General features: G+C 34.5%; 5 protein-coding genes. All 5 read right to left on the bottom strand.

The genetic code is table 11. The features are described from left to right. Positions 1-4 precede the first annotated feature (4 nt). The 5 genes from Q0921_RS15540 to Q0921_RS15560 all read right to left on the bottom strand — a co-directional run bounded on the left by Q0921_RS15540 (position 5) and on the right by Q0921_RS15560 (position 12760). Positions 5-2722 (bottom strand): Ig-like domain-containing protein, encoded by a 2718-nt coding sequence (locus tag Q0921_RS15540; protein ID WP_299258438.1) that lies wholly within the window; start codon positions 2720-2722, stop codon positions 5-7. Between the two features lie 213 nt (positions 2723-2935). Continuing rightward, on the bottom strand, positions 2936-5071 hold the full coding sequence (locus Q0921_RS15545) for an Ig-like domain-containing protein (protein WP_299258440.1): 2136 nt from the start codon (positions 5069-5071) through the stop codon (positions 2936-2938). An 85-nt stretch (positions 5072-5156) separates the two neighbouring features. Continuing rightward, entirely contained in the window at positions 5157-7403 is a 2247-nt protein-coding gene (locus tag Q0921_RS15550) for a polysaccharide lyase (protein ID WP_299258442.1), read from the bottom strand. Positions 7404-7446: 43 nt separating this feature from the next. After that, complete coding sequence (locus Q0921_RS15555; RefSeq protein ID WP_299258444.1) at positions 7447-9309, bottom strand: polysaccharide lyase; 1863 nt, start codon at positions 9307-9309, stop codon at positions 7447-7449. Between the two features lie 82 nt (positions 9310-9391). Beyond that, a complete protein-coding gene (locus Q0921_RS15560) occupies positions 9392-12760 on the bottom strand; it encodes a cellulase family glycosylhydrolase (RefSeq protein WP_299258446.1) in 3369 nt (1122 codons plus the stop codon). Positions 12761-13309 lie beyond the last annotated feature (549 nt).

The following is a 13309-nucleotide window of genomic DNA, read 5'->3' on the forward strand; positions in this document are numbered from 1 at the left end:
TCTCTTATTTAATAAACAATAAGGATTGTTTTGAGTTCTTACTTTTACTGACCAGTAAATATGGGCCAGAAGGAAGTTCTGAAACATCCATAGTTTCTGATGTGTTTTTAGAATTCAATTCTTTAATAATTCGTCCTTGAAGATCCACAACCTGTAACACTTTAATATTAGTAGACAATCCTCTTATATAGATGATATTATCTTTTACAGGATTAGGATAAACTACCATTTTCTCTTCTATGTTTTCAATACCTGAAGATCTATTACATCCTGGTACTGAAGCAGCATTACTGAAGTATAGGGTGAAGTCTTTCGTTTTAGAAACTAACACAAAATTATCTCCATCAGTCGTAACCCAATAAGATCCATCTAGACCTTCAAATCCGGTATTATTCAAAGTGACTTCTGGATTAGAATTCTTTAATTGAAAAGTCATTTTAGCTTTAAAATCTACATACCATTCTGGAGATCCATTATTCGTATTAATAGCGAATTGATATAATCCATTGTTAGACGGAACCCAATTAATAGTAAACTTTCTGAAATTACCTAGTTTTGGCCCATCATTACCTAAGATATGTACATTAGAATAGGACAGTTTATCCATAGTTGCAAGACCACTATTTATAGGAGTACCAAATGAGCAATTATTACTTCCTCCATCAGTGTTACTACTTTGCACTATTAAAGTCCTTGATACTTCTTTAGATAATCCATCTTTATCAATAGCTTTAGCCCCAATGGTATACACCCCAGATGTAATAGGGGTCCAAGTTACACTAAAAGGTCTATCTCGATCTTGCTTGAAAAAAGAACCATTTACTTTAAAATTGACATAATCTAAATTCCCATCAGGATCTGATGCATTCGCTCTTAAAGTAATCGTTTCGCCTAAAGTAAATTCTTGATTATCCTGAGAAGGATTTGTTAAAGCTACAGTTGGTGATTGATTATTTGTTTCTTCTTTTACAATTACTGTTCTGGAAACCTCTGTAGAAAGCCCTTCTTGCTCTTTTTCAAAAGCTCTAGCACCAATTGTATAGGTTCCTGCTTGGGTAGGTGTCCAGGTTACACTATAAGGTGCTGTAGTATCTCCATCATAATACGCTCCATTTACTTTGAAGTTAACACGATCTAAATTCCCATCCGGATCAGAGGCATTTGCGCCTAACGCAATAGTTTGACCTAGAATAAACTCTTGATTATCCTGAGAAGGATTTGTTAAGAAAACTGTTGGTGGTTTATTTTCTTCATTATTAATTCCTAAATCAATAACCTGTAGGTACAATGGTTGCTTATCTCCTGATTTTTTTTCCATCAGATAATAATACAGTTTCCCATCAGTGATATAAGGAACACCATGCCTAAATTTCTTTCCTCCTGTTGGCGCATAGATTCTGGTAAAATTATTTTTACCTCCGTCTGCTTTCTCTACGTAAACACGATTATTATTAATACCAATAATGTAAATATTATTATTATATGTATATAATTGATCCCCTCCTGAAAAATTTGTTGAAGTAATAAATCTTGAACTACCCGCTGGCTTGTACGTATGTACATTTTTGGTTACGTTATTTTTAGTATCTCTAACTTTACCTATGATATGCACATCTCCTCTGTCTGTAACAGTCCAGTCAAAACCTGATACGATATAAACCTCATCTTTTCCTGTTGCTGAAACCAAATTACCAGGTTCATAAACTTTTAATAAATCTGCATTTGCAAAAGGAATACTCACCGAGCTTCCTGAGTGATCTTTCCATTGACTTCTACCACTTTGGTCGTTAGAATACCCATAATAGAAACCATTCTGATATAAGTACTTATCATTTTTGTCAGCACTTCTTCTTTGGAACCCAACTCTTAGTTTACCATTTACATATTTCATACTTCCATAAAGTCCCCAATTAAATTGTTGACCATTATTTTTAGCATTTAATTTATTAAATTGGTTTAGTGTATCCCATTTTGAAGTTCCTGCATTGTATTTACTAAAAACATATGCCCCGTTATCATTACCGCCTCTTCGCATATGCATTAGTAAGTCTCCATCATCATTTAGGAAAAACTTAGGATACGTAAGATCTTGAAACTGCTGAGGATCGGGAGTACCATTTAGACTTACATGGGTGTAGTCATTAGTTCCATCAGGAACAAAGAGACTTAATTTAAAGTCCGAGTCTGGAACTATAGCCGCATTCTTTTTAGAGTATGCGTATCTAAAATAATCATTCCTTGAAAACCCTGTATTACTATATGAATGCATATCATAAAGCATATGGATAGTTCCATTCTTAGGACTAATCCCAACTGCTATTGTGTTATGAGACTCTCCTATCCACCATTTACCATTTAATCCAGTATGAGTATGAGGAAATTCAATAGTTTTAATAACACCAGTATTAGTATTATATCTGGAAAGCATCACATGTCTATTATATTTACCTCCTTTATACCAAGTCATAAAAACAAATTGTTTGTACTTCTTAATACAATCTCCATGGGCTGATATTCTATTTCCAAAAAAATAATCATATCCTGACCCATTGTTTGGAGCATTTCGCCCAACTTTTTCTCCATCGAAAAATAGGCCTATATCCGTAATCTTAGTTTCTTCTTCTAATTGAACTTGTGCTATGCTATAATAACTTGTAAATAAAAAACATACTAAATAGAAAAAGAATGTTTTTGTTTTATTTGAGTTAGTAAAATAATTCATGGTTGTTTCAAGAATATTTTGAGGTTAAAATTTTAATAATGGAAACTAGTTAATCTAGCCATCTGTTTTTGATAGCCAAAAATTGATACAAAACGTAAAATATTATACTACGTCAATGTTACTTTTATTTTATTTTACCATTTAGAATACATAGGTTGACAATCTGCGATCAACCTATGCGTATCTAACTAGTATGATGAGTTATACAAATCCCTATTTCACAAACAATAAGGATTGTTTAGAGTTCTTACTTCTGTTAATCAGTAAATATGGTCCAGAAGGAAGTTCTGAAATATTCAAAGTTTCTGATGTGTTTTTAGAATTCAATTCTTTAATAATGCGTCCTTGAAGATCCACAACCTGTAACACTTTAGTCTTAGTAGACAATCCGCCAATATAAATAACATCTCCTTTTACAGGGTTGGGGTATACTAACATTTTGTCTTCAATGTTTTCAATGTCTGAAGATCTATTACATCCTGGTACTGAAGAAGAATTACTAAAATAGATAGTAAAATCTTTCGTTTTAGAAACTAATACAAAATTATCTCCATCTCTCGTAACCCAATAAGATCCATCAAGACCTTCGAACCCAGTATTATTCAAACTAACTTCTGGGTTAGAATTTTTAAGTTGAAACGTCATGGTACTCTTAAAGTCTATGTACCAATCTGGGGATCCATTATTTGTATTAATTGCGAATTGATATAATCCATTGTTTGACGGAACCCAGTTAATAGTAAACTTTCTGAAATTTCCAAGTTTTGGCCCATCATTACCTAAGATATGTACATTAGAATACGATATCTTATCCATAGCACTAAGACCACTATTGATCGGAGTACCAAATAAGCAATTATTACTTCCTCCACCATCACCGCCACCGTCGTTTCCTTGAACGGTTAGCGTAAAAGTTTTCTGGCTTTGCTTTCCTTGGTTATCAGTAGCAATAGCTTTCACCGTATATATTCCAGCGGCTCTTCCGTTTAATTCTTGTGGATTTGGAGAACCGTTGTGTCCCCACTCATAAGGCACTACACTTTCCTGACGTATCAAACTGTTGTTGATGTATAATTTTACATTAGCAATACTACCATCTGGATCAGAAGCATTTGCTACTACTGTTAGATTGTACCCTTGTTGTACAGTAATATTATTAGATGGTGAAGCAAAAGAAACATTTGGAGCCTGATTATTAGTTTGCGCTTTAATAATTACTGTTCTAGAAACTTCCGTAGCTAATCCTTCCTGTCCATCTTCAAAAGCTCTTGCGCCGATTGTATACGTCCCTGCTGCAGTTGGAGTCCAACTAACGCTATAAGGAGCTGTAAAATCCCCATCATAATAGCCTCCATTTACTTTAAAATTAACACGCTCTACATTTCCATCTGGATCTGATGCATTTGCTCGTAAAGTAATCGTTTCTCCTAAGGTAAACTCTTGATTGTTTTGAGATGGGTTCGTCAATGAGACTGTTGGTGGTTTATTAGGATCAGAAGAACTACCAGAAGGAGTTGCCGCTGCTAAAGTCGTAGCAACTCTCATTTCATCATAATAAGTAGTAACATCGAAGTTACAAGAATTAGCATTGTACGATCCCCATTTTGGATATACCACAGTTCCATCAAAGGTTTTGTGATATGCCCTCTTGCCATCAGAAGACAAGGTTACTTTATAATCCTGAAATCCAGAATTCGTTAAAGTTTGTTTTTCTCCATTATACCAGAATTCTATGTATCCTACATCTTTATTTCTGGACATCTTTATTTTTACAACAAAACTCACCCAGGTATTCTCTGGGATAGATTTATTCCACAAAGTAGTCTTGCGTCTGCTAATAGATCCGCTGCAAGAATTCCAAGATGGATAGCAAGGTCCCCAAGCACTTAAACTCAGATTTCCGTTTCCATATCCCATATTAAGCGGATAGTTTTGGGTATTATTTTGATTACCGGCATCAGTTTTCCATTGCCATACCGCAATTCCGCTGTTAATATTAGGAGTTGAATTTATTTTCCATCGCCATCCATAATATAGTACATCTCCGTCCTTCGGGACATGATTATTGACTGAACCTGTGGTTCTGGCAAATTCTCCTCTTTTCTGACCTTTCGGTTTACGAACCTTCCAAACTTTTCCATATTCTGAATCGGTAGTGGTGGTAGCTGTAGATGAATTGTTTGATTGATTACTACAGTAATCACCAGCATTTCCAGAATCAAATCTTCTGAAGCTACTCTTTACACTTTTATTTGGGTCTCCATACCAAAGCACTTGACTATGCGCATAAACCCCTGCTAATAGGAACATTACTAAGAAAGCAATATTTCTAATTTTATATTTTTCCATAATTTATGATGATATTGATATACATAGGTTGACAATCTGATGAATCAACCTATGTATATCTGACTAGTTTGGTGGGTTATACCTATTATTTAATGAATAAAAAGGATTGTTTTGAGTTCTTACTTTTACTAACCAGTAAATATGGGCCAGAAGGAAGTTCTGAAACATCCATAGTTTCTGAGACATTTTTTGAATTTAGTTCTTTAATAATTCGTCCCTGAAGATCTACTATCTGTAACACTTTAGTATTAGTAGACAATCCTCCTATGTAGATAATATTATCTTTCACAGGATTAGGATAAACTACCATTTTCTCTTCAACATCTTCAATGCCTGATGATCTATTACATCCTGGTACTGAAGCAGCATTACTGAAGTATAGCGTGAAGTCTTTCGTTTTAGAAACTAATACAAAATTATCTCCATCTCTCGTAACCCAATAAGATCCATCAAGACCTTCAAATCCAGTATTATTCAAAGTAACTTCTGGATTAGAATTCTTAAGCTGAAACGTCATGGTACTCTTAAAGTCTACATACCATTCTGGAGATCCATTATTCGTATTAACAGCAAATTGATATAGTCCGTTATTAGATGGAACCCAATTAATGGTGAACTTTCGGAAATTACCTAGTTTTGGCCCATCATTACCTAAGATATGTACATTAGAATACGATATCTTATCCATAGCACTAAGACCACTATTGATCGGAGTACCAAATGAGCAATTATTATTGCCATCTCCATCGCCTCCATTATCATCGTCTGCTGCTACTGTTAAGGTAAAAGTCGCTTCGTTTTGCTTGCCTTCATTATCAGTAGCTACAGCTTTCACTGTATACGTCCCTGCAGAACGTCCATTCACTTCTTGTGGATTAGGAGAACCATTGTGTCCCCATTCATATGGTGATACGCTTTCTTGACGTATGAGACTATTATTGATAAATAATTTTACATTAGATACGCTACCATCCGAATCAGAAGCATTAGCTACTACGGTAAGATCATATCCTTCTTGTACCGTAATATTACCAGATGGTGAAGCAAAAGAAACATTCGGAGCCTGATTACTCGTTTGCGCTTTAACAATTACCGTTCTTGAAACTTCTGTAGAAAGCCCTTCCTGTCCATTTTCAAAAGCTCTTGCGCCGATTGTATATGTCCCTGCTGCTGTTGGTGTCCAAGTAACTGTATAAGGAGCTGTTTGATCTTGATCATAATAGCCTCCATTTACTTTAAAATTAACGCGATCTACGTCGCCATCTGGATCCGATGCATTTGCTCGTAAAGTAATCGTTTCTCCTAAAGTAAACTCTTGATTATTCTGAGAAGGGTTTGTTAAAGCAACCGTTGGCGGTTTGTTTGGCCCGTTATCTGAATCAGAACATCCTGTCCAAACTTTAAAATCATCAAAAAATGTATATTCTGTTCTTGGAGAATGCCAAACAGGATCTGTTCTACTTCCTCCGCGATAGGTATTCATAATCAGAGCATTGATTTTTAAATTACTTTTTCCGGAGTTACGAATTTTGGCATTATTGTCACGATAGGTTTCTTCTCCATCGATCCACATAATCACGGTACCGTTTCTTTGCCCAGGTGTATTCATCTTAATATATTGACGGATGGTATACCACTTGTTATCCTGAAGGTTAGAATATATTCTTTTGCCATCTCCGCAATCTCCATCCACTCTAGGATCTCCATTTGTTTTATCAGCGAAATAGCTATAAAGGATAAGATAAGGTGCATTGGTTTGTGCCCTGTTTCTTCTCCACATCAAACGTGCTGACCATCCATTTTTATTATACTTACATCCAGATGGAATGGTTCCACGACCCGTACTTTCACTATTAATACCACTGGTCGAACCTCCCAACCCTGGTAATTTTCCACCAGTAGCCCAGAAAAAATTATCATCAAATTTTACTCTATACTCTAAATATGCTTCATCTACTCCATCAAAATAGGGGTCAAATAGAAAACCACCAGATCTACCTGAGGCATCATTTTTTAAGTACTGCGCGCGTAAAGTCCCATTGACAATTCTAGTCTCTTGTGGCGTGTTTTCTATCAAATTACTTGCGGCACCAGGGCCTTCCACCCCTCTATAAGTAGATGCAGTCCAAGGTTTTACTTTATTATTAAAATCACTTTTTATGTCTGAAATAGAATATCGCCTGTTATTCCAATTATTAAAATCTACATCAATAATCGTATTACATTGAGCGAAACTATTTTGAGTATTAAAAAGAAGTAAAATTAGCATCATAAGTGATAGCGTAAAAACATTCTTATTTATATCCCGTTTATAAACAATCTTTTCTTTCATGATTATAAAATTTCTAATTAGTTAATAAGTTAAGTTTGTGTAATTAATTTTTTATTAGTTTATATCTTTTAGGATCACTCTTAAAAGATTTTAGCTCGATAAAATAAAGACCTTGGGTTAATGATGTTACATCAATAGAAACCGTATTTTCTTTACCTGGATTTATAGATTTAACTTTCTGACTATTCATATTATAAATCACTATTTCACTAACTGATGGGTCAACACCGCTAAATAAAACTGAACTATTGGTAGGATTTGGGTAATAAGAAAAGTTAGTTATATTATTCTGGTCTGGTCGAGATCTATTACTACACGAAGGAGCCTGATCATCATTACTGAAGTATAATGAGAATCCTTCAGTTTTTGATACCATTACAAAACTATCTCCATCTCTAGTTACCCAATAGGAACCATCTAATCCAGATATTCCAGATTCATTAATTGTTATTGATGGACTAGATTGTCCAAGTGTATGCCTTAGCTTAGTTTTTAGATCTAGATAATAGCTTGGAACTCCATTATTCGTGTTTATAGCAAATTGATATAATCCATTGCCGGCTGCATTCCAATTAATAGTAATCTTTCTGAAATTTTCTAAAGTTGGTCCGTTATTTCCTAAGACATATACCTCAGAAAAGGATGTCTTATTAATACTTGAGATACTATTACTAATAGGAGTATTAAAAGAACAATTATCGCCTCCATCAGTATCTTCACTTTTTACGGTTAACGTAAATGTAGTTTCTGAAGTTAATCCTTCATTATCGGTTGCTACTGCTTTAAAAACATGAGCACCAACAGATAAATTATTTACCTCATCAGGATTTGGTGATGATGCATGACCCCATTCATAAGGAGCAACACTTTCTTGTCGTATCAGGTTATTATCGACATAAAGTTTTACATTACTTATACTACCATCAGTATCAGATGCATTAACCTTAACATCAAGACTATATCCTTCATCAACTATAATATCACTAGTGGGTGTCGCAAATGATATCATTGGAGGTTCATTTGTATCGCCACCATTTCCTCCACCTCCGTTATCTCCACCAGAATTTCCAATTCTTGTCTTTGAGACGATAAAATCATCAAAGTAAGCTTCTAGATCTTTAGTAGGTTGAAAAGTCTCATCACTACCTCCGAAAAAGGTGGATAGATATATAATATTAAGATGAATATCTCCTTCGTCTGCTTGTCTATAATCTCCATTATCTGTAATATCTATAGCCAAATCTCCATTCAACCAACCTCTCATAATCCCGTCATTTTGTCCAGGAGTATTTAGCTTATTATACATTTCGACATGGTTCCATTGTCCTTTTTTAAACTTCACCTGGTCCGCTTGAGGTTCTCCATTTGGTTCATCATAAGGGTCAGTTAGACTCCAGTTAATAGATGCATGCCATCCATCCCAAGTAGGTTCCGTATTATAATGTACATAAAACTCAACGAGTCCATCGTACCTCCACATTAATCGCAGAGACATATTTCGTTCTGAAGTTTGATATGCTAATCCCGGTAGTTTACCTCCTGCCCGAAACTCAAAATCTTCAGGAAAATATATCCAATAACTTATGTATAATTCATCAAATTCACCTTCTACATCAAAGGGAACTTTAGTGTGCATACCACTTTGTCCAGTTTTAACCTGTCCTTTAGGATATTTAACATCTAATACCTTACCACGGTTTTCAAAATCTGAGATATGTACTCTTCCTTCATCCGCTCCTTTGCAAAATGAAACATTTAAAGCTTCTTTAATCTGATCTCTATTGTATTGACCAGAAGATAGATGATCAAAATCATATTGATATACATAGTTTTCCTGAGCAAATAAAAATGAGGCAAAGCTTAATAAAACTATCGTAATACTGTTTTTTATGTATTTGTGATTCATTTTTTTTTGTATGTGTTGAATTATTAGAATAATCATCAGGTAGCTTCTATAACTACCTGATAATTATTTAGGTTAAGGCTAATTATTGCTTAGTAAACAGTACAGATTTTCTGAATTTTAATCCCTTAATAATTAGGACGTACATCCCTGATTTAAGATTAGAAACATCTAAACCTGCTTCTGTATTTTCAATGAATTTTTGCAGTACAATCTTTCCTTGCATATCTGCGACCTCTAATGTTGATTTTTCCTGAGCAATACCGGTTACATTAAGTATGTCATCATTAACAGGGTTTGGAAATAATTTAATATCTACTAACTTTTCTTGATCTACTGGTAATCTATTATCATTACAATTAGGAGGTGTATTAGAATTACTAAAGTAAATTGTAAAGCCACTATTTTTAGAAACCATCACAAAATTATCTCCATCTTTTGCTACCCAATACGATCCATCTAATCCTTCAAAACCTGTATTAGTTAATGTAACTTCTGGGTTAGAATTCGTAAGTTGGAACGTCATTGTGCTTTTAAAGTCTACATACCAATCCGGAGATCCATTATTCGTATTAATTGCGAATTGATATAATCCATTGTTTTGAGGAACCCAGTTTATAGTAAATTTCCTAAAATTATTCAGGGATGGGCCACCATTTCCTAATACATGAACATTAGAAAACGATACTCTATCAAATCCGGGTAATGAACTATTAAGGGGAGTGTTAAATTCACAAGTACTACCACCACCTGTATCTTCGCCTTGAACTGTTAACGTAAAAATAGTTTCAGAAGTAGCTCCTTCATTATCTGTAGCTACAGCTTTAAATATATAGTCTCCAACCGGTAAATTAGTTGTTTCACTAGGATTAGGTGATGTGCCGTGCCCCCATTCATAAGGATCAAATTTTTCTTGTCTTACAAGACTACCATTAATATAAAGTTTTACATTATCTATGGTTCCATTACTGTCAGACGCATTTACTTTAACATAAAGACTACTATATCCTTCATCAACCGTTAAATTACCAGAAGGCGTTTCAAAAGAAACTGCGGGAGGTGTGTTGTCTCCTCCCGTATCACTAGATACGGAAACATTTACATTACCAGAAGTTTTAGTAGCTCCATCGTTATCTGTTGCTCTAGCTGTTAAATTGTAATTACCTGCTTGGGCATTATTAATTGTGTAAGAATAAGGAGCACTGTTGTCTTCACCTAATTTCGAACTGCCTCTAAAAAACTCTACTTTGGTTACCGATCCGTCAGAATCACTTGCATTGGCGTTGATCTGAATATTTGCTCCTGTATTAAAATTAGTTCCATTATTAGGAGATGTAATACTAACAGTTGGATCTTGATTTCCTCCACCCCCTTCACAAGGAATTATATTCCAGCTCGGGCAAGATTCTGTTACGAAATTTATTGTCCCATCGCTTATTGGAAAATCTGGCGAATTTGGATTACGTGTATTATCCCATACATGAATTTCTGAAGGATCTCCTTGTTTTTTTCTTGCTGTCGGAATTTCGTTTGCTCTACTACCTAAATTAAAAGTATTATCAAAAATCGCATTTCTAAAACCTGTATTGAATCCAGTTCCTCTATCTAAGAAATCCACTCCAGCATTAATAATTGTAGATCCGTCCAAATTAAAGGTGTTGTTATATACAAAACCATAAGCTCCTTTAAGATCAATAAATGCATCTGCACTATTTTCTCCAGAAATACCATCTGCAGAGAAAGTACAATCACGTATAATTGTATTTTTAGTACCTTCTTTTACATCTACTCCTTCAGCCGTAACATTAGGACCAACGATACAACCTTCTATGGTGTTATTATCGCAACTAGGATTGTACTTATTGTCAAAAATATCACCAGCTTGTCCAGAACTTTCATGTTGTCCTTTATCAGATCCTACATACAAACCTTCTCCTATGCCTGGTTTTTTAATCCCTACGTTATATACACGACAATTTTTAACTAGATTATTACTAGATCCATCTCTTAGGTGAATTCCTTCTTCTCCTAATTCACGTACTACAACATTTTCAATAATACCATTGTTAGCATTATCAAGAACAAGCCCTTTGGACCCTTCTTCAAGAATTAAATCTTTAAGTATCCAATAATCACCTAGAATAAACATTACATATCCATCATATGTTCCATTTATTCCTTTCAGAATTGGAGGGTTTGAAGGATTTTGAGCTCTTAGCGTAATTGGTTGTGATGCAGTACCATTCTTGTCTGATCCAAATCTTGTTGCCTTATTACCAAAATTAAACTTATCAGGGGCAGTGTACGTTCCCGATGCTACTATAATTTCATCTCCTGGTTGTGCATTTTCCATAGCATTTCTGATACAGTCAACGGTATTACAATTAATCGTTCCACTAGGACCGTCAGGATCACCTCCATCATCTTCTGACCAGTTTTTAATAAGATCTTTTATATAATCACCAGTTGGTGTCAGCTGATCGCTTTTTAATCCATTAATTCCTTTACCCAATTCTACTACAGAAGATCTTTCAGCTCTACTAGGATCGTTATTACTAGGCTTGTCACTAACTGACCAATTAACGTGACTAATACTATTGTCTTTAAAAAATTGCATCCATCTCTCTGTTTCTGGAATTTCTAAAGCTCCATCGCCACTAGCATCAACTGCTCCCCATTCTGTAACGAATAATGCGATACCATTATTCATTGCGGTTGTTGCTTTTTGTCTTAAACCATTTGTATGCGTTCCTGCATAAAAATGCAATGTGTATGCTGTGTTTGAATCATTAATAGGGTTGTTAGAAGCAACATCTACATCCTGAGACCAAGTTGGAGAACCTACAATAATCAAATTATCTGGATCTTCAGATCTAATGGCTGCAATTACAGTTTCTGAGTAACTTTTTACTGTTGACCAGGATTGATTAATGGGCTCATTATAGATCTCGTAGATCACATTGGGTTGATTACCATAAAGAGACGCCATTTCTTTAAAAAAGTCGGCAGCCTCAGAAGTAAAATCTTCTGCCTCGTGGGTATGCCAATCAATAATTACATAGATTCCCTGATCAATAGCAGCATCAATTATTTTTCTGATTTTATTTTTCTGCAAATTTGGACTGTCAATATAACCAGTACCGCCATCCCAATTTTCTTTAACACCCATTGCTGCCCGTATTATTGAGCTATTCCAATTACTTGCTAGATGCCCAACCGTTTCAGCATCATAAAAATCCGAAGTATCTCCTGCATTACTCCAAAACAGGCTGTTCCCAGCTAGGCTAACTTCTTGATTGTTCTTATCAACAATTCTATTTCCCTGCACTTTTAATCTTCCATGTTTTTGGACGACTGTTTGAGCGGTTCCGCCCGCCCAAATAAATAATAGCATTACTAACCAAAATAATTGATTAGTTGAAAAATGTTTCTTGTGTGTGTAGTACATTTTCATAATTAAGTTTAATTGTGTGTGTGTTATTATATTATTTTCAAATCACGTGATGTATATAACCCAAATAGCAATAACTATATAGGTTTCTATACATATTATTACCCAAAGAAGATCTAGGCTAAATCATTAGCAATGGATAGTTAACAAAGTATATTGTGCTTAACTTACTGAAGTTTTAAACCACGCTAAAACCCATTAAATTAGACAATACATCTAAGCTGGTCTATAACCATTACTAACGAGCCAGAAATTCTTCTGGTACGATCCAATATTTAAAAGTGATATATCCAAATTCCGGAAGGGTGGGAGATAGAATTTAGAAATCGATATTTATTTACTACTTGCTTTTTTTGTTCAATTCAGATTATTAGTTTCTGGAGCCATTAAAATTCATAGGTTTTTCTTAATTTTTACTTAATAATTTAATTTCCCAATTTCTGATTAAAGCCTTTATTTTATTCTCTTTTTTTAAAAAGAGAAATCTGCAAATCTTATTATTTTACGTCCAAAAAGGGTAGTAATTTAGACGATCTCCTATTAACTCGTTTT

Source organism: uncultured Aquimarina sp. (genome assembly GCF_947496855.1).
Lineage (GTDB): Bacteria > Bacteroidota > Bacteroidia > Flavobacteriales > Flavobacteriaceae > Aquimarina.

Bases quoted from the DNA above. Each gene is read 5' to 3' on its own strand.
- Q0921_RS15540 (WP_299258438.1), bottom strand. From the start codon at position 2,722: ATGAATTATTTTACTAACTCAAATAAAACAAAAACATTCTTTTTCTAT.
- Q0921_RS15545 (WP_299258440.1), bottom strand. From the start codon at position 5,071: ATGGAAAAATATAAAATTAGAAATATTGCTTTCTTAGTAATGTTCCTA.
- Q0921_RS15550 (WP_299258442.1), bottom strand. From the start codon at position 7,403: ATGAAAGAAAAGATTGTTTATAAACGGGATATAAATAAGAATGTTTTT.
- Q0921_RS15555 (WP_299258444.1), bottom strand. From the start codon at position 9,309: ATGAATCACAAATACATAAAAAACAGTATTACGATAGTTTTATTAAGC.
- Q0921_RS15560 (WP_299258446.1), bottom strand. From the start codon at position 12,760: ATGAAAATGTACTACACACACAAGAAACATTTTTCAACTAATCAATTA.